This is a genomic window from Nocardioides sp. GXQ0305, from assembly GCF_050880345.1.
Classification (GTDB): domain Bacteria; phylum Actinomycetota; class Actinomycetes; order Propionibacteriales; family Nocardioidaceae; genus Nocardioides.
The window spans coordinates 19,017-38,994 of the sequence record NZ_JBNYXG010000002.1 but is presented as its reverse complement, the minus strand read 5'-3'; the positions used below and the strand labels follow the sequence as shown (position 1 = coordinate 38,994).

Annotated in this window: 21 protein-coding genes and 1 tRNA gene; 17 read left to right on the top strand and 5 right to left on the bottom strand. The window is 71.5% G+C overall.

Translation table 11 applies throughout. The features are described 5' to 3' along the window. Positions 1 to 81: 81 nt before the first annotated feature. On the bottom strand, positions 82 to 567 hold the full coding sequence (gene bcp / locus ACQ1X7_RS04965; protein WP_432477057.1) for a thioredoxin-dependent thiol peroxidase: 486 nt from the start codon (positions 565 to 567) through the stop codon (positions 82 to 84). A 68-nt stretch (positions 568 to 635) separates the two neighbouring features. Here bcp and ACQ1X7_RS04960 point away from each other — a divergent pair, with 68 nt between their 5' ends. The 12 genes from ACQ1X7_RS04960 (at position 636) to ACQ1X7_RS04905 (ending at position 11,930) form a co-directional block, all read left to right on the top strand. Further along, a complete protein-coding gene (locus ACQ1X7_RS04960; protein ID WP_432477056.1) occupies positions 636 to 1,328 on the top strand; it encodes an energy-coupling factor ABC transporter permease in 693 nt (230 codons plus the stop codon). Continuing rightward, positions 1,325 to 1,660, top strand: coding sequence for a PDGLE domain-containing protein (locus tag ACQ1X7_RS04955; RefSeq protein WP_432477055.1), 336 nt, complete (start codon positions 1,325 to 1,327; stop codon positions 1,658 to 1,660). Before ACQ1X7_RS04960 ends, ACQ1X7_RS04955 begins: the two co-directional genes overlap by 4 nt. Beyond that, on the top strand, positions 1,660 to 2,328 hold the full coding sequence (gene cbiQ / locus ACQ1X7_RS04950; protein WP_432477054.1) for a cobalt ECF transporter T component CbiQ: 669 nt from the start codon (positions 1,660 to 1,662) through the stop codon (positions 2,326 to 2,328). The genes ACQ1X7_RS04955 and cbiQ overlap by 1 nt, the downstream gene beginning before the upstream one ends. 52 nt (positions 2,329 to 2,380) lie before the next feature. Continuing rightward, on the top strand, positions 2,381 to 3,244 hold the full coding sequence (locus ACQ1X7_RS04945; protein WP_432477053.1) for an energy-coupling factor ABC transporter ATP-binding protein: 864 nt from the start codon (positions 2,381 to 2,383) through the stop codon (positions 3,242 to 3,244). Further along, entirely contained in the window at positions 3,241 to 3,489 is a 249-nt protein-coding gene (locus ACQ1X7_RS04940; RefSeq protein WP_432477052.1) for a DUF3618 domain-containing protein, read from the top strand. Before ACQ1X7_RS04945 ends, ACQ1X7_RS04940 begins: the two co-directional genes overlap by 4 nt. Before the next feature lie 61 nt (positions 3,490 to 3,550). Continuing rightward, positions 3,551 to 3,850 carry a GroES family chaperonin gene (locus tag ACQ1X7_RS04935; protein ID WP_432477742.1) on the top strand — a complete coding sequence of 100 codons (300 nt, stop codon included), beginning with the start codon at positions 3,551 to 3,553 and terminating at the stop codon, positions 3,848 to 3,850. A gap of 197 nt (positions 3,851 to 4,047) precedes the next feature. Continuing rightward, positions 4,048 to 4,530 (top strand): SigE family RNA polymerase sigma factor, encoded by a 483-nt coding sequence (locus ACQ1X7_RS04930; RefSeq protein WP_432477051.1) that lies wholly within the window; start codon positions 4,048 to 4,050, stop codon positions 4,528 to 4,530. Beyond that, positions 4,527 to 5,327 carry a hypothetical protein gene (locus ACQ1X7_RS04925; RefSeq protein WP_432477050.1) on the top strand — a complete coding sequence of 267 codons (801 nt, stop codon included), beginning with the start codon at positions 4,527 to 4,529 and terminating at the stop codon, positions 5,325 to 5,327. The genes ACQ1X7_RS04930 and ACQ1X7_RS04925 overlap by 4 nt, the downstream gene beginning before the upstream one ends. A 174-nt stretch (positions 5,328 to 5,501) precedes the next feature. Continuing rightward, positions 5,502 to 7,022 carry an aldehyde dehydrogenase family protein gene (locus ACQ1X7_RS04920; protein WP_432477049.1) on the top strand — a complete coding sequence of 507 codons (1,521 nt, stop codon included), beginning with the start codon at positions 5,502 to 5,504 and terminating at the stop codon, positions 7,020 to 7,022. Beyond that, a complete protein-coding gene (gene betA / locus ACQ1X7_RS04915) occupies positions 7,019 to 8,791 on the top strand; it encodes a choline dehydrogenase (protein ID WP_432477048.1) in 1,773 nt (590 codons plus the stop codon). Before ACQ1X7_RS04920 ends, betA begins: the two co-directional genes overlap by 4 nt. Next, on the top strand, positions 8,788 to 10,836 hold the full coding sequence (betT, locus tag ACQ1X7_RS04910) for a choline BCCT transporter BetT (protein WP_432477047.1): 2,049 nt from the start codon (positions 8,788 to 8,790) through the stop codon (positions 10,834 to 10,836). The genes betA and betT overlap by 4 nt, the downstream gene beginning before the upstream one ends. Before the next feature lie 287 nt (positions 10,837 to 11,123). Beyond that, positions 11,124 to 11,930 (top strand): alpha/beta fold hydrolase, encoded by an 807-nt coding sequence (locus ACQ1X7_RS04905; protein WP_432477046.1) that lies wholly within the window; start codon positions 11,124 to 11,126, stop codon positions 11,928 to 11,930. 8 nt (positions 11,931 to 11,938) lie between these two features. Here ACQ1X7_RS04905 and ACQ1X7_RS04900 read toward each other — a convergent pair whose 3' ends face one another. Both ACQ1X7_RS04900 and ACQ1X7_RS04895 read right to left on the bottom strand, forming a co-directional pair. Continuing rightward, entirely contained in the window at positions 11,939 to 12,595 is a 657-nt protein-coding gene (locus ACQ1X7_RS04900; RefSeq protein WP_432477045.1) for a response regulator, read from the bottom strand. Then, the gene (locus tag ACQ1X7_RS04895; RefSeq protein ID WP_432477044.1) at positions 12,592 to 13,647 is read right to left on the bottom strand and encodes a sensor histidine kinase; all 1,056 of its coding nucleotides are present in this window, start codon (positions 13,645 to 13,647) and stop codon (positions 12,592 to 12,594) included. Before ACQ1X7_RS04895 ends, ACQ1X7_RS04900 begins: the two co-directional genes overlap by 4 nt. A gap of 158 nt (positions 13,648 to 13,805) precedes the next feature. On the opposite strand from ACQ1X7_RS04895, the gene ACQ1X7_RS04890 reads away from it, so the two are divergent. The 5 genes from ACQ1X7_RS04890 to ACQ1X7_RS04870 all read left to right on the top strand — a co-directional run bounded on the left by ACQ1X7_RS04890 (position 13,806) and on the right by ACQ1X7_RS04870 (position 18,172). Then, positions 13,806 to 14,546, top strand: coding sequence for a hypothetical protein (locus ACQ1X7_RS04890; protein ID WP_432477043.1), 741 nt, complete (start codon positions 13,806 to 13,808; stop codon positions 14,544 to 14,546). A gap of 50 nt (positions 14,547 to 14,596) precedes the next feature. Next, a complete protein-coding gene (locus ACQ1X7_RS04885; RefSeq protein ID WP_432477042.1) occupies positions 14,597 to 15,286 on the top strand; it encodes an NAD(P)-dependent oxidoreductase in 690 nt (229 codons plus the stop codon). Then, positions 15,283 to 16,053 carry a DUF4386 domain-containing protein gene (locus ACQ1X7_RS04880; RefSeq protein WP_432477041.1) on the top strand — a complete coding sequence of 257 codons (771 nt, stop codon included), beginning with the start codon at positions 15,283 to 15,285 and terminating at the stop codon, positions 16,051 to 16,053. The genes ACQ1X7_RS04885 and ACQ1X7_RS04880 overlap by 4 nt, the downstream gene beginning before the upstream one ends. Positions 16,054 to 16,151: 98 nt before the next feature. Continuing rightward, the gene (locus ACQ1X7_RS04875) at positions 16,152 to 16,928 is read left to right on the top strand and encodes a DUF4386 domain-containing protein (protein ID WP_432477040.1); all 777 of its coding nucleotides are present in this window, start codon (positions 16,152 to 16,154) and stop codon (positions 16,926 to 16,928) included. 2 nt (positions 16,929 to 16,930) lie between these two features. After that, on the top strand, positions 16,931 to 18,172 hold the full coding sequence (locus ACQ1X7_RS04870) for an alpha/beta hydrolase family protein (protein ID WP_432477039.1): 1,242 nt from the start codon (positions 16,931 to 16,933) through the stop codon (positions 18,170 to 18,172). A gap of 52 nt (positions 18,173 to 18,224) precedes the next feature. Here ACQ1X7_RS04870 and ACQ1X7_RS04865 read toward each other — a convergent pair. Then, a tRNA-Lys gene (locus tag ACQ1X7_RS04865) sits at positions 18,225 to 18,300 on the bottom strand. Positions 18,301 to 18,364: 64 nt separating this feature from the next. Next, positions 18,365 to 19,939 carry a phytoene desaturase family protein gene (locus ACQ1X7_RS04860; protein WP_432477038.1) on the bottom strand — a complete coding sequence of 525 codons (1,575 nt, stop codon included), beginning with the start codon at positions 19,937 to 19,939 and terminating at the stop codon, positions 18,365 to 18,367. Positions 19,940 to 19,978: the final 39 nt, after the last annotated feature.

The window sequence follows — 19,978 nt, the reverse complement described above, 5'->3', positions numbered from 1 at the left end:
GGGCTTCAGTTGGGCGTCGCTCGGCTCGCCGGAGCCAGTGACGCCCAACTCGACCGCGAGCGAGGCCCAACTCAACCATGGTCAGTCGAGGCCGAGGTCGCGGCGCAGCTTGGCGACGTGGCCGGAGGCCTTCACGTTGTACTGGGCGAGCTCGAGCGTGCCCTGCTCGTCGACCACGAACGTGGAGCGGAGGACGCCCTCGACGACCTTGCCGTACAGCTTCTTCTCCCCGTACGCCGCGTAGGCGCGGTGGGTGGCCAGGTCCTGGTCCGACAGCAGGGTGAGGGTCAGGTGGTCGCGCTCGCGGAACTTGGCCAGCTTGGCGGGGGCGTCCTTGGAGATGCCGAGCACCTCGTAGCCGGCTCCCTTCAGGGAGTCGAGGGACTCGCTGAAGTCGCAGGCCTGGGTGGTGCAGCCCGGGGTCATGGCGGCGGGGTAGAAGTAGACGATCACCTTGCGGCCACGCAGGTCAGCCAACGACACCTCGTCGCCGGTGTCGGAGGTCAGCGTGAAGTCGGGGGCGGGGTCGCCGGGGCTGAGTCGACTGTCCGTGGGCCGCTCGCTCATGGTGTGGGGTGCTCCTGTCCGTTCGGGCCGTTGTTGCAAGTCGCATGCAACAACGTAGAGTGATTGACATGCATGTCCCTGACGGATTCCTCGACGCCCCCACCTCCCTCGCGACCGGGGCCGTCGCGGCCGCGGGGATCGCCGTGGCGCTCCGCGGCGCCCGCCGTGAACTCGACGACCGTACCGCCCCGATGGCGGGCCTCGTCGCGGCGTTCGTGTTCGCCGCCCAGATGCTCAACTTCCCGGTCGGGGCCGGGACCAGCGGCCACCTGCTCGGCGGTGCACTCGCCGCGGTGCTCGTCGGGCCCTACACGGGAGCGCTCTGCCTCGCGGTCGTCCTGCTGGTCCAGGGCCTGCTGTTCGCCGACGGCGGGATCACCGCACTCGGTACCAACATCACCCTGTTCTCCATCGTCGCCGTCGGCACCGGCTGGCTGGTCTTCCGACTGGTCCAGCGGCTGCTGCCCTCGAGGCTGTCGATGGTCCCCGTCGCCGCGGGGGTCGCCGCGCTCGTGTCGGTCCCGGTCACGGCGCTGGCGTTCGTCGGGCTGTTCGCGATCGGTGGCCAGGCGCCGGTGTCGCTCGCTGCCGTCACCACCGCGATGCTGAGCTGGCACGTCCTCATCGGGATCGGGGAGGCCGTGATCACCACCCTCGCGGTCGGCAGCGTCGTCGCCACCCGTCCCGACCTCGTCTACGGCGCCCGCTCGGTGCTGAGGTCCCGCCCGCTCGAGGTCCGGACGACGGGAGCGACCGCATGAGGACGCGCACCTTCCTGCTCGGCGGACTGCTGGTCGCACTGCTGCTCGCCGGTGTCGCGAGCTACTACGCCAGCGCCCAGCCCGACGGCCTCGAGTACGTCGCGGACAGGACCGGCTTCCTCGACACCGCCGACGACCACGCCACTGGTGACGGCCCGATGGCCGACTACTCCGTGACGGGCATCGACAGCCCCCGGCTGGCCGGTGGCCTGGCCGGCGTGGTCGGCGTCCTGGTGACGCTGCTGGTGGCCGGCGGCATCGGCTACGCCGTCCGACGACGACGGGCAGGCCCCGAGCTCGAGGCGGAGTCGCAGGGGTCCGAGGCGCGCTGATGGGCGCCGGTCACGGCCACCGGCTGCACTACCACGGCCACTCACCCGTCCACCGCGCCCAGCCCCACCTCAAGGTGCTGGCCCTGCTGGGCTACGTCCTCGTCGTGGTCGCCACGCCGCGCGAGTGGTTCTGGGCGTACGCCGTCTACCTCGCCGTGCTGCTGGGCGTGATCGCGCTCAGCCGGGTGCCGCTGCGCTACCTGCTGCCGCGGCTGGTCGTCGAGACGCCGTTCGTCGTCTTCGCCCTCCTCGTGCCGTTCATCGCCCACGGCCCCCAGACCGAGGTCCTCGGCCTCGAGGTCAGCGAGCCGGGCCTGCTCGCCGCCTGGGGCCTCCTGGCCAAGGGCACGCTGGGTGTGCTGGCCTCGCTGACGCTGGCCGCGACGACGGAGCCCGACGACCTGCTCCGCGGCCTGCAGCGACTGCGGCTACCCGACCTTCTGGTGCAGATCATGGGGTTCATGATCCGCTACCTCGACGTGGTCACCGCCGAGCTCGGGCGGATGATGGTCGCCATGCGCTCACGCGGCTGCGACCCCCGTTCGCCTCGCCACTGGCCCGCCCTCGCGAAGGCGATGGGCGCCCTCTTCGTCCGCTCCTACGAGCGCGGCGAGCGGGTCCACCTCGCGATGCTGTCGCGCGGCTACACCGGCAGGCTCCCGCGATGAACACCCCACGAAGTCGCTCGCTGCGCTCCCGACTCCGCGGGGGCCCCGAAAAATGACCGCTCCCACGCTCGACGTCCGTGGCCTCGCCTACGCCTACCCCGACGGTCACCAGGCCCTGTACGGCGTCGACCTGCACGTGCACCCGGGGGAACGGGTCGCGCTGCTCGGCCCCAACGGTGCCGGCAAGACGACGCTGGTGCTCCACCTCAACGGGATCCTGACCGCGGGCGCGGGCTCGGTGGCCGTGAGCGGCCTCCCGGTCACCAAGGAGAACCTCCAGGAGGTACGCCGCCGGGTCGGGATCGTCTTCCAGGACCCCGACGACCAGCTGTTCCTCGGCAGCGTGCGGCAGGACGTCGCCTTCGGTCCGGCGAACCTCGGTCTCAAGGGCGCCGGCCTCGAGCGCCGGGTGATGGAGGCCCTCGAGCAGGTCGGCATGGCCGACTACGCCGACCGGCCCCCTCACCACCTCTCCTTCGGCCAGCGCCGCCGGGTGGCCGTGGCGACCGTGCTGGCGATGGAGCCCGAGATCCTCGTGCTCGACGAGCCGTCGTCCAACCTCGACCCGGCGTCGCGCCGCGAGCTCGCCGAGATCCTGCGCTCGCTCGACGTGACGGTGCTGATGGTGACCCACGACCTGCCCTACGCGCTCGAGCTGTGCCCCCGCTCGGTGGTGCTCGCCGACGGCGTGATCGCGGCCGACGGGCCGACGTACGACCTGCTCACCGACGAGGCGCTGATGAGCGCCCACCGGCTCGAGCTGCCGGTCGGGTTCGACCCCGATCGCATTCGTTTCGAGACACCTCGCACCCCCGCCGCTCCGCGGCCGGACATGCCGAGGCCCTCAACCTCCTCGCTGGAACGCTCAACCCGCGCTTCGCCCGGGTCCGGCGGCTCGGATAGCCTGCCCGCGTGAGCAACGAGCTGTCGGCCCTCGAGACCGAGATCGAAGAGACCCGCGAGCGCCTCGCCGGGACGATCGACCAGCTCCTCTACCGCGCGCACCCGAAGACGATCGTGTCGCGGGAGATCACCGCCATCAAGGGCCACTACGTCGACCTGGAGACCGGTGAGCCGCGCACCGACAACATCCTCAGGACCGTCGGCGTCGTGATCGGCACCATCGCGCTGATCGTCGTGGTCCGCAAGGTCGCGAGCTGACGGGACCGTTCCCTTGACCGACGGGCCCACGGACGGCGCCAGGGACGGCGCGCCCATCAAGATGCTCCACGACCGGATCCTGGTCGAGGTCGACGCGGACGCCGGCGAACGCCGCTCCAGCGGCGGCATCGTCATCCCCGCCACCGCTGCGATGGGTGCGCGGCGGCTGTCGTGGTCGCGCGTCATCGCGGTCGGCCCCCACGCCCGGTCGGTCGAGAAGGGCGACCGGGTGCTCTTCGACCCCGCCGACAAGGCCGAGGTCGAGGTGTCGGGCGAGCTCTACGTCGTGATGCGCGAGCGCGACGTCCACGCCGTGGCCGCCCACCGGCTCGGCGACGACGCCACCGGCCTCTACCTCTGACGACACGGGCACCGGTGCGTCGCTCGGGGCAGTACGTCGTCCCCCGGGGGCTGAACGCCGAAATTCCCGGGCCGTCCGGTCAACCCTTGACGGGGACCGTCGTCTTTGCCCATGTGGAGGTCATGAGGAACGCCCACCAGTCGGGACCTGGTCCCGAACGGGGGATCCACCCTCTCCCGGATGACCGGGACAGGGCGGTGGCCGACCTGTTCGTCGTCCACCACCGTCGGCTGGTGGGGCTGGCCTCGCTGCTGGTCGACGACCGGCGTACCGCCGAGGACGTGGTGCAGGAGGCCTTCGCCGGCCTCTACCGGCGCTGGTCGCACCTGCGCGACCCCCAGGCCGCGGTGGCCTTCCTCGACCGGGCCGTGGTCAACGGGGGACGAGACTCGCTGCGCCGCCGGCGTACGGCGGGCGCGGCCGTGCTGCGGCTGGTGCCGCGCCCCGAGGAGCTGGACTCGGCCGAGCACACGGCCGTTGCCCACCACGAGGCCGACCGGCTCTGGGCCGCGGTCACGGCGCTGCCGACCCGGCAGCGTCAGGTGCTGGTCCTGCGCTACTACCTGGACCAGTCCGAGCTCGAGATCGCGGACACGCTCGGGATCTCCGCGGGATCGGTCAAGAAGCACGCGAGCCGCGGGATCGCCGCGCTCGCCCGAGAGTGGGAGGGCCGGTCGTGAGCACGCAGCACGTCGAGCGTGATCTGGTCGCGCTCCTCCACCGCCACGCGGAGGACGCCATGAACGAAACCGACACCCAGACCGAGCTCCAGGCTTTCCGGGACACCGTCGAGGGCCGCGACAATCCGCCGAGAACCCGCCGGCGCGTCGTGATCGCGGCGGCCGCGGCCCTCGCCGCCGCTGCGGCCGTGGTGATCGCGGTGTGGGCTCCCGACCCCGCCGAGAGCCCCGAGCCGGCTCCGCCCGTCCCGGGCCAGGACCGGGCCGCCGACCGGGAGACCGCCGAGGCGTTCGCGGTGGCGTACGCCGACCTCGACGCCGACCGGATGGCCGACCTCATGGCCGACGGGGTGCAGCCGTGGGACACGTGGCAAGCGACGCTGCGGCGCGACGTGGCCTGGGACGTCGAGCGCCAGATGCAGCCGTGCCGGCGCACCGCCGAGGCCACCGAGGGCATCGTCTTCACCTGCCCCTACACGATGCACCTCAGGGGCTCGGAGGAGGTCGGACGAGGGCCCTTCGGGGACAACACCCTCGAGGTGGTGGTGCAGGACGGTGAGGTCACCCTCGCCGACTACACCCAGCTCGTGGACTTCAACGGAATCACGGCGCACCTCGCGAAGGTGGACCGCTGGGTCGCGGAGAACCACCCCGAGGACTTCGCGTTCCTGCGCATGGAGCGGGTGGACCGGAAGGCCGTGGACCCGGGGTTCAGCGAGGCCGAGTGGTCGCGGTGGACGCGGCTGTCGCAGCGCTACACCGACGAGTACGTCGCCGACGTGGGATCCGGCTCCTAGCAGCGAAGGCCCGGTGGACGCCTGGTCGGGGAGCCGCCTGGCCCGGTGAGCACCGCCCGCCGACTTCTCCACAGGTGGCCGTCGGACCGCCCGGGACCGGCATCCCACAACTGGTGGTGGCGCAACAGGCCTCACACGCGCCACACTGACTCCAGTCAACAACAGAGGGAGGCCATGGACACCCTGTTCATCGCCGGCGCCTGGCGGCCGGCACGGGACTCGGGAACCAGAACCATCCACTGCCCCGCTGACGGGAGCGAGGTCGTCACCGTCGCGGAGGCGACCGCCGACGACGCGCGCGACGCGGTCGCGGCGGCTCGCGCGGCCTTCGACCGCGGCCCCTGGCCGAGCACGCCCGCTCCCGAGCGGGCGGCGCTGCTGCGCCGCGTGGCCGACCGACTGGTCGCGGAGCGGGACGAGGTGGCCCGACTCGAGTCGCTCGACACCGGCAAGCGGTTCGTGGAGTCGCAGATCGACGTCGACGACATCGAGAGCGTCTTCCGGCACTTCGCCGACGTCGCGGCGGCCGACGCCGGCCGGGTGGTCGACACGGGCATGCCCGACGTCTCCAGCCGCGTGGTGCACGAGCCGGTCGGGGTCTGCTCGCTGATCACGCCGTGGAACTACCCGCTGCTGCAGACGTCGTGGAAGGTCGCGCCCTGCCTGGCCGCCGGCAACACCTTCGTGCTCAAGCCGAGCGAGCTGACGCCGTCCACGGCGATCTGGCTGATGCGGGCCCTGGCCGAGGAGGGCCTGCCCGACGGCGTCGCCAACCTGGTGCTCGGAGCCGGCGCCACCGCCGGCGCGCCGCTGGTCGACGACGCGGGAGTCGACCTGGTGTCGTTCACCGGTGGCCTCCAGACCGGGCGGGCGATCATGGCGACGGCGGCGGCCACCGTGAAGCGGGTGGCCCTCGAGCTCGGCGGCAAGAACCCCAACGTGGTCTTCGCCGACGCCGACCTGCCTGCCGCCATCGACAACGCGCTCACCGCGGTGTTCCTCGACTCCGGGCAGGTCTGCTCGGCCGGCGCCCGCCTGATCGTCGAGGCGAGCGTCCACGACCAGGTCGTCGACACGCTCGTCGAGCGAGCGCGCGACATCCGGCTGGGGGGACCGTTCGACGACGAGGCCGAGACCGGGCCGCTGATCAGCGAGGCCCACCGCAGCAAGGTCGAGCGGTACGTCGCCGACGCCCTCGAGGACGGCGCCGAGCTGCGCTGCGGCGGCGCCCGCCCCGAGGGGGCGGCGTACGACGCCGGCTTCTACTACCTGCCGACGATCCTCGACCACTGCGCGACCGACATGCGGTGCGTCCAGGAGGAGTCGTTCGGCCCGGTGCTCACGGTGGAGACCTTCGAGGGCGCCGACCGCGATGCGGCCGAGGACGCCGCCATCAGCCTGGCCAACGACACCATCTACGGCCTCGCCGGGGCGGTGTGGAGCGAGAACGCCGGTCGCGCCGAGCGGGTCGCGAGCCGGCTGCGCCACGGCACGATCTGGATCAACGACTACCACCCGTACGTCGCCGGTGCCGAGTGGGGCGGCTTCAAGCAGTCCGGCATCGGCCGCGAGCTGGGGCTGACCGGGCTGGAGGAGTACCGCGAGCCCAAGCACGTCTGGCACAACACCCGGCCGGCGCCCGCCGGCTGGTTCGCCGACCGCCGTCGCGACTCCGCAGGAGGGACGGACCAGTGACCACCAAGAGCTACGACTACGTGATCGTCGGAGGCGGGTCGGCGGGGTCCGCCCTCGGTAACCGGCTCTCGGCCGACCCGGGCACGAGCGTGCTGGTGCTCGAGGCGGGACGTAACGACAACATCCTCGACCCGTTCATCCACATGCCGGCCGCGTTGCCGTATCCCATCGGCAACCGGCTCTACGACTGGAAGTACGAGAGCGAGCCGGAGCCCCACATGGGCGGCCGCAAGGTCTACCACGCCCGGGGCAAGGTGCTCGGTGGGTCCAGCTCGATCAACGGCATGATCTTCCAGCGGGGCAACCCGATGGACCTCGAGCGGTGGGCCGCCGAGCCCGGCATGGAGGCGTGGGACTACGCCCACTGCCTGCCCTACTTCAAGCGCATGGAGACCTGCCTGGCCTCGGTCGACGCCTGGCGCGGTGGGTCCGGTCCCCTGGTGCTGGAGCGCGGGCCGGCCACCTCGCCGCTGTTCGGCGCCTTCTTCGAGTCGGTCCAGCAGGCCGGCTACCCGCTGACCGACGACGTCAACGGCTACCGGCAGGAGGGCTTCGCGAAGTTCGACCGCAACGTGCACCGCGGCCGGAGGCTCTCGGCGGCCCGGGCCTACCTGCACCCGGTGATGCATCGCAAGAACCTGGACGTCGAGACCCTCGCGATGGTGACCGGCCTGCGGATGGAGGGCGACCGCTGCACCGGCGTCGACTACACCCGCGCCGGCCGGGTGCACCGTTCGGTGACGGCAGGCGAGGTCGTCCTGTGCGGCGGCGCGTTCAACAGCCCTCAGCTGCTCCAGCTCGCCGGGATCGGCGATCCCGAGCACCTCCGGGCGGCCGGAGTGACGACGAGGGTGGAGCTGCCCGGGGTCGGCGCGAACCTGCAGGATCACCTCGAGGTCTACCTCCAGCACGCCGCCACCCAGCCGGTCTCGATCGCGCCCTGGCTCGCCCACCACCACAAGCCACGGATCGGCGCCGAGTGGCTGTTCGCCCGCAAGGGCGTCGGCGCGTCCAACCACTTCGAGGCGGGCGGCTTCATCCGGAGCAACGACCAGGTGGAGTGGCCGAACGTGATGTTCCACTTCCTGCCGATCGCGATCCGCTACGACGGCAGCAAGCCGGCCGAGACCGACTACGGCATCCACGGCTACCAGGTGCACATCGGCCCGATGTACGCCGACACCCGCGGCTGGGTCCGGATCCGGTCGACCGACCCGCTGGAGCACCCGGCGATCCAGTTCAACTACCTCTCGACCGAGACCGACCGCCGCGAGTGGATCGAGATCGTCCGGGCCGCCCGCAACATCCTGGAGCAGCCGGGCTTCGCGGCGTTCAGCGGCGGCGAGATCTCGCCCGGCCCCTCCGTCGAGACCGACGACGAGATCCTCGACTGGGTCGCGCGCGACGCCGAGACCGCGCTCCACCCGTCGTGCACCGCCAAGATGGGCACCGACGACGCCGCGGTCACCGACCCGGCGACGATGAAGGTGCACGGCACCCGCGGACTGCGCGTCGTGGACGCGTCGGTCTTCCCGTTCGTCACCAACGGCAACATCTACGCGCCGGTGATGATGGTCGCCGAGAAGGCGGCCGACCTGATTGCCGGCAACACGCCGTTGCCGGCCCTCGACGTCCCCTGGTACCGCCACGGTCGCGGCGATCCGCCGTACCCGCCGGGTGACCCGCGCAACGACGCGTGGGACACCAGTCACGACCTGCCGAGCGCCGCCGGCGCCCGTTCCGCCCACGCGACAGGAGACACCGCATGAGTACCGACACCCTTCCGTCGGCCCCCGAGGCCAAGAGCGCCTTGCGGGGCTCGCCGTCCGTCAAGTGGCCGGTGTTCGGCGCCTCGATCGTCGGGGTCGTCGCGGTGGCGATCTGGGCGATCGTGCAGCCCACGGCCGCGTACGAGCGCATCTACTCCTGGACGGTCTGGGTCGGCGGCGCGTTCGGCTGGTTCTACATCGCGCTCGGCACCGCGATCCTGGTGTTCGTCCTGTTCCTGGGCATCTCCCGGTTCGGTCACCTGCGGCTCGGGCCGGCCCACTCCCGTCCGGAGTTCTCGACGTTCTCGTGGGCCGCGATGCTGTTCGCGGCCGGCATCGGCACCGACGTGATGTTCTTCTCCGTCGTCGAGCCCGTCACCCAGTACGTCGCACCGCCGGTCGGCAACGGGGAGACCGTCACCGCGGCCCGGGAGGCCACGGTCTGGACGATCTTCCACTACGGGATCACAGGCTGGGCGATGTACGCGCTGATGGGCATGGCGCTCGGGTTCTTCGCCTACCGGCTCAACCTGCCGCTGGCCGTCCGCTCGGCGCTGTACCCGATCTTCGGCAAGCGGATCCAGGGCCCGCTCGGGCACGTGGTCGACACCGCCGCCGTGCTCGGGACGATCTTCGGGGTCGCGACCAGCCTCGGCATCGGCGTGGTGTTCCTCAACTTCGGCCTCAACTGGCTCTTCGGGATCCCGATCGGGCTGGCCGCCCAGATCGGCCTGGCTGCGCTGGCGGTCACGATCGCAGCGATCTCGGCGACCACGGGCGTCGACAAGGGCATCCGGTTCCTGTCGCAGCTCAACGTGATCCTCGCGCTCTCGCTGGCCGGCTGGATCCTGATCACCGGCAAGACCGAGATGCTCCTCGAGGGCGTGGTGATGAACGTCGGCGACTTCATCGCCTCCTTCCCGGGCCTGACCATGGACACGATGGCCTTCGACCAGGCCAACGAGTGGATGAACCTCTGGACCCTGTTCTTCTGGGCCTGGTGGGTGGCCTGGGCGTCGTTCGTCGGCATGTTCCTGGCCCGCATCTCCCGGGGCCGTACGGTCCGCCAGTTCGTGCTCGGCACCATGGTGATCCCCTTCGCCTACATCGTGATGTGGGTGTCGATCTTCGGGAACGCCGCTCTCGACCGGGTGCGCGGCGGCGACGCGGACTTCGCCGAGGCGGCCCAGAACTACGACGGACGCGGCTTCTTCATGCTGGTCGAGCAGTACCCGGCCGCCGGCGTGGTGATCGCGGTCGCCACCTTCGTGGGCCTGCTCTTCTACGTCACCTCCGCCGACTCGGGCGCGCTGGTCATGGCCAACCTCTGCTCCAACCTGCGGCACGTGCAGGAGGACGGCGCGGCCTGGCAGCGGATCGTGTGGGCGGCCGTGACCGGCCTGCTGACCATCTCCGTGCTGGCGGTGGGCGGCATCTACGCCCTGCAGTACGCGACGGTGATCATGGGCCTGCCCTTCGCGATCGTGATGATCCTGGTGATGTGGGGGCTCTACACGGCGATGCGGCGGGAGCTGATGCGGGTGGAGGCGGTCGCCATCCACCACCGGCCGCCCGCCACCGACACCGACCACGAGCCGTGGACCGCACGCATCGCCCGGGTGACCAACTTCGTGGACGCCGAGGACGCAGAGCGGCACCTCGACGAGGTCGTCGCCCCCGCGCTCGCCAAGGTCGCGGAGGAGCTGCAGGCGCGCGGCGTCGACGCGACCACGGAGCGCGGGGTCGCCGAGGCGTCCGACGACGACCCGCACGGCGGCACCTACGTCGAGCTGCTCGCCGCCGATCCCGAGCACCCGTTCCAGTACCGGGTGCAGGAGCGGCTGTCGCCGGTGCCGACGTACGGCGGCCGGATGATCGGCGACCGCGACCTCTACGCGCGGCTCGACGTGCACCTGGTCGACGGGGCGCAGGGCTACGACGTGATGGGGTACCGCGAGTCGCAGATCATCCACGACTGCGTGGACCAGTACGAGCACCACCTGGAGTTCCTGCGGCTCCACCAGGCCGATCGCTCGGACACGTAGGGCCGGGCAACAAGAAGCCCCGCAGGCGTCTCGGGTCACCTGCGGGGCTTCTAGGACCCCGCAGGCGTCTCGGGTCACCTGCGGGGTCGACACCAACTATGCACGATGGGTTCGACCGATCAAAGCCGTCCGGTTGAAATGTTGATGTGACGTTACCCATTCGTGGAGTTGGATCCATTCGAAAAGGTCTGACCCCAACGGATTCAGCGGTGATCACGGGCTTACGAGGAGGAGATCCACACCGATTCGTTACCGGGACTTCGGATACGGAAGCCTAGGATCCGAGGATGAAGGTCGAGGTGGGAGGCCTCTCGATCGCCTACGAACGGGCCGGGCACGGGCCGCCGGTGCTGCTGGCCCACGGTTTCGTCGGCGAAAGTGCGTCGACGTGGCGCCGTCAGGTCGACGCGCTGTCCGACGAGTTCACCGTGGTGGCCTGGGACGCCCCGGGTGCCGGCGGGTCCGACGACCCGCCCGACGGCTTCGGCATGGACGACTACGCGGACTGTCTCGCCGGGTTCGTCCGTGCCCTCGGGGTGGAACCGGCCCACCTGGTCGGCCTCTCCTTCGGGGGCGCGTTGGTGTTGGCGACCTTCCGCCGCCACCCCGGACTCGTGTCGTCCCTGGCCCTCGTGAGCGGCTACGCGGGCTGGGTCGGGTCCCTGGGCCGGGAGGACGCCCAGCGGCGACTCGAGCTGTCCCTGCGGGCCTCCGAGCTGCCCGGTGACGGCTTCGTCGCGGCGATGGCTCCCTCGATGTTCTCGCCGGCGGCACCCGCGGAGGTCGTCGAGCCCTTCCTCGCGAGCGTCCGGGAGTTCCGGCCGGCGGGATTCCGCGCCATGGCGCGCGCCAGCTTCGAGGACCAGAGCGACGTGCTCCCCGCGGTCGACGTCCCGGTGCTCCTGCTGTACGCCGACCACGACGTCCGCGCCCCGGTCTCCGTCGGACAGGCGATGCACGCGGCGCTGCCCGACTCCCGGCTCGTCGTCCTGCCCGGGCCGGGACACGTCAGCAGCGTGGAGGCGCCCGACGCCGTCACCGCAGAGCTGCGCCGCTTCCTGCACGGCCGGGGCAGCGGTAGACCTCCTGGGTGAGGGGCTCGTCAGGGCTCGACCAGACCTGCTCGGATCGCGTAACGGGTGACCTGGACCCGGTCGTTCATGTTGAGCTTCTCGAGCAGGTTCGTCCGGTGCCGGTCCACCGTCTTGGGGCTGATGCACAGGATCTCGGCGATGCGCTGGGTGTTGTGCCCTTCGGCGATCAGCTTCACGACCTCGGTCTCGCGGGGGGTGAGGGGTCCGGCACCTGGGTCACGGCCGTCGTCGACCAGCGACAGGTACCGGCGCATGAGGGCGCTGAGCGCGTTGGGGTAGATGAACGGTTCGCCGCCCAGGGCCGCTCGGCAGGCTTCGATGATGTCCTGGTCGACCTGGCGCTTCAGCACGTAGCCCGCGGCCCCCGCGGCGATCGCCTCGAAGAAGTACTGGTCCCGGTCGTACATGGACAGGATCAGGATGGGCAGGTCACGCCTGCGCCGGATCTCGCGCGTCGCCTGCAGGCCTGTCAGGCCCGGCATGGCGATGTCGAGGATGGCGAGGTCGAGCTCCTCGCTGATGCCCAGCTGCAGGGCCTTCCGTCCGTCCGCGGCCTCGGCCACGACCTGGAGGTCCGACTCCCGGTCGATGAGTGCCTTGAGCCCGGCCCGGACGACGGCGTGGTCGTCGGCGACCATCACCCGCGCCACGCCGTGGTCACTCATGGCGCAGCGACCGCGGTGATGTCCCTGACGTCGAGCCTGACGGTGGTGCCTTGTGCTCGGGGACGCGCCCCTGCCGGGGCGGAGCCGACGTGCAGGCGTCCCCCGACCAGCAGCGCTCGCTCACGCATCCCGCGGATCCCGGGCCCCTCCGACGTCGGGACGGAGAAGCCGGTGCCATCGTCGGTCACTCGTAGGGTCAGCCCGTCGGCTCGCACCTCGAGGCCCAGCTCGATGCGGGATGCATGCGCGTGGCGAACCGCGTTGGTCAGTGCCTCCTGTGCGATCCGGTAGACCACCAGCTCCAGCTCTGGGGTCAGGGCCGTCAGCTCCTCCGGGAGAGACGTCGCGATCCGGACCGCTGGCTCATCCAGCGACTCAGCGAGCGCCTCCACCGCGCTCAGCAGCCCGAGGTCGTCGAGAAGGGCGGGGCGCAGCTGCCACGCGAGGGCACCGATCTCGTCCAGCGTGGCCCGTTGCTGCTCCTGGATGCAGCCGACCTCCGACGAGAAGGGTTCCGGAAGGTCGTCGGCGAGGCGCTGCAGCTGCAACAGGGTCCCGGTCAGGCGCTGACCGATCTCGTCGTGCAGCTCGCGCCCGATCCGTCGACGCTCGCCCTCGATGGCGCTCAACGTTCGACGTGCGCTCGTACGTCGTTCTGTCTCCAGGCGTTCCAGCATCACGTTGAAGCCGGCAATGAGCGACTTGGCCTCGGGTCCGCCGGTCTCCGGCAGGAGCTCTTCGGGCCTCAGCACGTCGATCGTCTGCATCCGGCGGACGACGGCACGGAGGCCACGGAAGTTGAGGCGGAGCAGCACCGCGTTTCCGACCGCGATGACGACCGCGCCCACCGCCAGGACCAGCACCTGCTCGGCCGCGATCGGGAACGAGACCGTCAAGGGCGTGACGACGAGGGTCAGCACGGCCAGCAACAGGACGGTGCTGTTGACGAGCACGACGCGCGCGTACAGGGACAGGTTCCACCACGCCGGGCGCACCCAGTCCGATCTCTGGTGTTCCACCCCCACCACCGGGGGCGTCAACGGAGCGGCCATGGTCCACCCTCGCTCACCCGCGGGGGGCACGCAATGAAGTCCGCACCCCATGCGGCACACGCCCGAAGTTGGGGTGGCGCCCCGATGGGCAAGGCGGGCGGCGGTCTCCGAGACTCGGGCGTGCACCGATCACCACCACGCCTCATCGGAAGAACCACATGACCAGCTCTCACGCCACGCACACCGCACCGAGTCCCACCGACCAGCGCAGGAAACCGGCCGGCTCTCAGCCCCTGCAGCGAGCCGGCGGCTGGGCGGCGCTCGTCGAGGCGGCCACCTACCTGGTCGGCTTCGGCGTAGCGGCCGCCTACCTGGCACCCGCCGGCTTCGAGGACGCCCAGGACTCTCCTGCCGAGTCGCTGACCTTCCTGCTCGACCACCAGGTCGTCCTCTACGCGTGGTACCTCGTGCTGTACGTCGTCGCGGGTGCGGCGCTCGTCGTGCTCGTCCTGGGCATCCACGACCGCCTCGAACGACCCAGCCCTGCCGTCGCCCGGACCACCACGGCGTTCGGCCTGATCTGGGCCGGGCTGCTGCTGGCCAGTGGGATGATCGCCCTGGTCGGCCAGCGGGCTGCCGTCGAGCTCGCGGCCAGCGACCGTGCCGAGGCTGTCTCGACCTGGTCGGCGGTGAGCGTGGTCCAGGAGGCCCTCGGTGGTGGCATCGAGGTGGTCGGGGCGCTGTGGGTCCTGCTGGCCAGCGCCGCGGCCCTGCGCACGTCGACCGTGCCGCGTGGGCTCGGGGTGCTCGGGCTCGTGGTCGGCGCCGCGGGCGCGATGACCCTGGTCCCGCAGGCGGGTGGCGCCGCAGTGCTGTTCGGGCTCGGCTTCATCGCGTGGTTCGTCTGGGCCGGCGTCGTTCTGCTCCGCTCGGGCACGGACGTCCGGACCGAGCGATGAAGGCGAACCACGGGTCGCGGCACGCGGGGGAGTCCCACACTGCTCGCACGGTGTGCATCGTCGGCGCGTCGGGGAAGCTGGGTCGTCACCTGGTCCGTCACTGCCTCGACCGCGGAGACCGGGTCGTCGGGGTCTGCCGGGAGCAGAGCGTCGGGAAGCTCGCCGACGTCGCAGACCGGATCACCCTCGTTCCGGGCAGGACCGACGACCGCGAGGTGGTGGCCAGGGCCGTGGCCGACTGCGACGCGGTGCTCACCGTGCTGGCGCCGTGGGGGATGCAGCACTACGCCTCGGGCACGGCGCAGGCGGTGCTCGATCTCGCCGATCCGGACGCGCGGCTCGTCTTCTCGTGCGGCTGGCACATCACGCGGGACGGCAAGGACGTCTACCCCTGGAAGCTGCGAGCGTTCGTCGCGATCTTCGGCAGGCTGGCCAGGTTGGCCCGCATGGTCGACCTGGACGACCAGGTGGAGGCGTGCCGCAGGATCTTCGCGAGCGACCGGCGGTGGACGGTCGTGCGGTGCAGCGACGTCGAGGAGGGTGAGAGCCAGGGGCTGCCGATCTGGCGCCGGCACGTCGGCGACCCCGCCCTGGTCAGCAACCTGACCCGACGCGTGGACTTCGCGCTGTTCATGGTCGAGGCCGTCGACGACGAGCAGCTGGTGCAGGAGGCCCCGGCGATCGTCGGTCGGCTCAGTCCCTCGGCCCTGGCGTACGCCGGAGAGGAGCATGTCTCATGACGGCAACCACCGTCCCGACCCGGTCAGCTGGCCGTCCTGACCGAGCGAGTGAGGCGTCCCCCGAGCGCCTCGCACGGCTGACGGGAGCCCTTTACGTCCTGCTGGTGGTGCTCGGCATGCTCGGGCCACTGACGCTGGAGTCGATGCTGGTCCCGGGCGACGCCGCCGCGACCGCCGACAACATCACTGCGGCGGACGCCCGCTTCGAGCTGAGCCTGGTCGCCTGGGTGGTGATCGTGGCGGTCGACGTCGCCATCTCCGTGACCCTCTACCTGATCCTGGCGCCGGTCAGCCGGGCGCAGTCACTGGTCGCGGCGGCGTTCCGCCTGGTGTACTCCGCGGCCCTGGCAGCCCTGCTGGCGCTGCTCTTCGTGGCGGGGCTTCTCCTCTCCGAGGGCACCGGCCGCGACACCGAAGCACTGCTCGCCCTGGAGACCTTCAGTGCCGGGTTCCTCGCCGCGTTGGTCTTCTTCGGCCTGCACCTGGTGCTCCTCGGTTCGTTGTTCTACCGGTCCCGCTACATCCCACGCGTCCTCGGCGTGCTGCTGGTCGCCGCAGGCATCGGCTACGTGATCGACAGCCTCGCCAGTCTGGTCGTCGAGGGCTACGGCGGCGTCCTCGCCGTCGTGCTGCTGACACCTGCGGTGCTGGGCGAGGTCGGCCTGACCCTCTGGCTCCTCGTCAAGGGTGTCGCGGTGCCCGGTCCCTCCGAGGACCGCGACTCCGCGCCGCGCGGCGCTCATGGGGCCGGTGCCGCCGGGGGCTGACACCGCTTCCCGGTCCTCGGGGACCTCGGGACCGTCGTCGCGCTGATGTGCGCCGGCCATCCGTCCCAACCTGCCCGAACCGTCACCGAGGAGGAACCATGACCGCCACCACGGCACCCACACCCGGTGCCGCCATACCGCTGCCTGAGGATCGGCCACGACTGCGCCGGCTGACCAGAGTCGCCGGCAGCCTCTACCTCGTCATCTTCGTCGTCTACCCGCTGTCGACGTTCGCGCGGTCGAGCCTGGTCGTCCCCGGAGACGCGGCCGCCACCGCCGACAACATCCGGGTCCAGGAGACCCTCTTCCGTTGGGGCATCGCCGGCGAGGCCACCATCGTGCTCGTCGAGATCGTGCTCGCCGCCGTCCTGTACGCATTGCTCCGGCCGGTCAGCCGGCCGGTGTCGTTGGCCGCGGCGCTGGCACGGGTGGCCGAAGCGGTCGTGATGGCGGCCGGCTGCCTGGTGACCAGCGTCTTCACGCTGACCGTGGTCGCCGATCCGGGCTTCCTCGCGGCGTTCGACGCCGACCAGCGCGACGCGCTCGCCCTCCTCTTCCAGGAGGCGAACGACGACATCGTCCTGGTCTGGGGCTTCTTCTTCGCGTTGTCGCTCGTGCTCACCGGGTGGCTCGTCGCTCGATCGGGCTTCCTTCCCCGGCTGCCCGGGATCCTGCTCGCACTGGCCGGGATCGGCTACTTCGTGCAGAGCTTCGGAACGTTCCTTGCGCCCGGCCTCACGGACACGTGGGCGCTGGTCGTCCTCGTGCTGGCGATCCCCGGCGAGCTGGTGTTCGCGCTCTGGCTGCTCATCAAGGGCGTCGACGCCGACGCGTGGTCCACCGCGGCGAGCCGCGCGGAGCACCGCAAGGTCTGAGCATGAGGATCGCTCGCTCAGCGCTTTGTCTCGGGCTCTTGGTCGGCGTCGTCGTCGTGGGGCTCCTCGCCCAGGCCGGTGCCTACCTGGTCGACTTCACCACGCGATCCGGAGCGGCCGGTCCGACGTCCGCCGGGCTCAGTCATGCCGCTCCCGGCGAGCTCCCTGTCGGCGTCGCTCGGATCGGGCTCGACGAGGCCCCGCTCGCCATGACCGTGTGGTACCCGGCGTCGTCGTCAGCTTCTCAGGAGCCCGCGATGACCTACTCCTACGCGCTGACGGTGCTGGGCCCGGGCACGTCGACGGCGCTGGCCACCTACCCCGGGGTCGCGCGGCTGGGCGCCGTCCCTGATCCGAGCGGCGGTCCCTACCCCCTGGTGGTGCTGTCCGCAGGGTTCGCGATCACGTCCGACAGCTACGCGTGGCTGGCCGAGCACCTCGCCTCTCACGGACTGGTGGTGGTCGCGCCGCGGCACGACGAGACTCTCGACCCCCGCGGCCTGTGGCGAGCGGCCATGGACCGCGTCGACGTCGTCGGCGAGACCCGGGCGTACGCCGAGTCAGCGGCGCGTCCGGGCGGCCACCTCGCCGGCCTCGTGGATCCCGGGACGATCGCCGTCCTGGGTCACTCCTACGGCGGCTACACGGCGCTCGCGGCGGGTGGTGCCCGCCCGGATGCGGCAGCCTTCACGGCCGGGTGTGCCGCTGCCCGCGAGGACGACGACCCGATCGTCTTCCTCTGCGACGCTCTGGAGCCGCGGTTCGACGAGATCGTCGACAGCAGCAGCTGGAGCCCTGCCCCCGACACGGAGCCGGTCGACGCGGTGGTGTCGCTCGCGGGCGATGCCGCCATGTTCGGTGAGCCCGGGCTCGCCTCCCTGACCGCGCCCCTGCTGGTCATCGGCGGAACCGCCGATGCGGACTCGCCGTACCGCTGGAGCACGCGGCTCGCCTACGAGGGAGCCGCGAGCAGCCGCAAGGTGGAGGTCGCACTGGAGGGGGCCGAGCACTTCGTCTTCTCCGGTCGGTGTGACCGCGTCCGTCGGATCGCCGCCCTCCTCCCGACGGGGTTCTGCACCGACCCGGAGTGGGACCGGCGACAGGCGCAGGCCGTGATCAAGCACTACGTCACCGCCTTCCTGCTCGCCGAGCTCACCGGCGCAGGGCAGGCCGAGGCTGTGCTGTCGTCGGGCAGCCCCGACCCACGGGTGAGTCGGCGGGCCACCGGCTACGGCTCCAAGTAGAGGCAAGAACCCGGGCACTCCGACAAGGAGGACCCGGGCTCTGACACGGTGTTGGTACGCCATCAGGGACTCGAACCCCGAACCCGCTGATTAAGAGTCAGCTGCTCTGCCAATTGAGCTAATGGCGCGCGCTGTGAAGCGACGACGACTTTACCAGCGGGCCGACGGGCCGAGAAATCGAGAGCGCACCCGTCAGCGGCCGGCGAGCACGGCCTGTGCGGCGTTGTGGCCGCCGATGCCGGACACCCCGCCTCCGCGGCGGGCACCCGAGCCGCAGACCAGCACCGAGTCGACGTCGGTCTGCACGCCCCACTGCTGGGCGGGGGTGTCGAGCCGTGCCCGGTTCGGCGCCCAGGGCCAGTCGAGGTCGCCGTGGTGGAGGTGGCCGCCGGGCATCGCGAGCTCCGCCTCGACGTCCTGGGGCACCATCGCCTCGATGCACGGCCGGCCGGAGCCGTCGGTGGCCAGGCACTTCTCGATCGGCTCGACCAGGTGCTCGTTGATCGCGGCCAGCGCCCGCTCGACGGCGAGCGCCTTGATCGCGTCACGGTCATCGCCCTCGAACAGCGCCGCCGGGGTGTGCACGCCGAGGTAGCTCAAGGTGTGCATGCCCTCCGGCGCGTCGCCGAGGACCGTGCGGTCGGTGAGGGTGTGGCACTGGACCGCCCCCGGGACCAGCGTCGGGACACGGCCGGACGCCGCCTCGGCGTACGCCGCCTCGAGTCGGGAGTAGTCCGCGGCCACATGGAACGTGCCGGCGAAGGCGACCTCGGGGTCGAGGCCGGACCTCAGCTGCGGGAGCCGGTCGAGCAGCAGGTTGATCGTGAGCTGCGACCCCTGGGGCTTGCTCTCGGGGTCCTCGCCCTGACCGGTCAGGATGCGGAGCACCCAGGGCGCGACGTCGGCCAGGACGTGCCGCGCGGTGACGCCGTGGGTGGAGTGCCCGTCGTGCCAGGTCACCTCGGCGCCGCCGTCGACGCCGTGGATCCGGGACACCCCGGCAGACGTGACCAGCTCGGCCCCGGCCCCCGCGGCGGTCCGCGCGAGGGCGTCGGTGAGGGCGCCCATGCCGCCGACCGGGACCCGCCACTCCCCGGTCCCGTTGCCCATCAGGCGGTAGAGGAAGGCACGGTTCTGCACCAGCGACGGGTCGTGCGTCGAGGCGAAGCTGCCGACGGCGGCGTCCGCGGCCGCCAGGCCGCGCACGGTGTCGTCGGCGAACCGGCGCTCGATGACCTCGCCGATCGGCGTCGTCACCAGGTCGTTCCAGACCGCGGGGTCGACCTGCTCGCGGACGGTGCGCTCGGTCGGCAACGGCTCGAGCAGCGTGGGCGCCACGACCCCGGCCAGGTCGCCGACGCCGGCGTGGAAGGCCTGCCACGCGGCGTACTCGTCGTCGGTGCCGGTCAGGGAGCGGAACGAGTCGGCGGTCGCCGGGCCTTCGGGCCGCTCCACCAGCAGCCCGCCGTGGGACCCGTCGCGCACCGTCGGGGCGTACGCCGACGCCGCGCGCGACCGCAGCTCGAGGTCGAGGTCGAGATCGCCCATCAGCTGCTCGGGCAGCAGCGACACCAGACCGGCGTAGCGGGACAGCCGCGCCGGCTGCCCCGGGAACGGGACCGCGGAGACCGTCGCCCCGCCGACGTGCGCGAGCCGTTCCAGGACCAGGACCGACAGGCCCGCGCGAGCGAGGTACGACGCGGCCACCAGCCCGTTGTGCCCGGCGCCCACCACGACGACGTCGTACGTGTTGCGCTCGCTGGTCACCGCCCCAACCTAGGGCACCTCGAACGTCGAGGACGACAA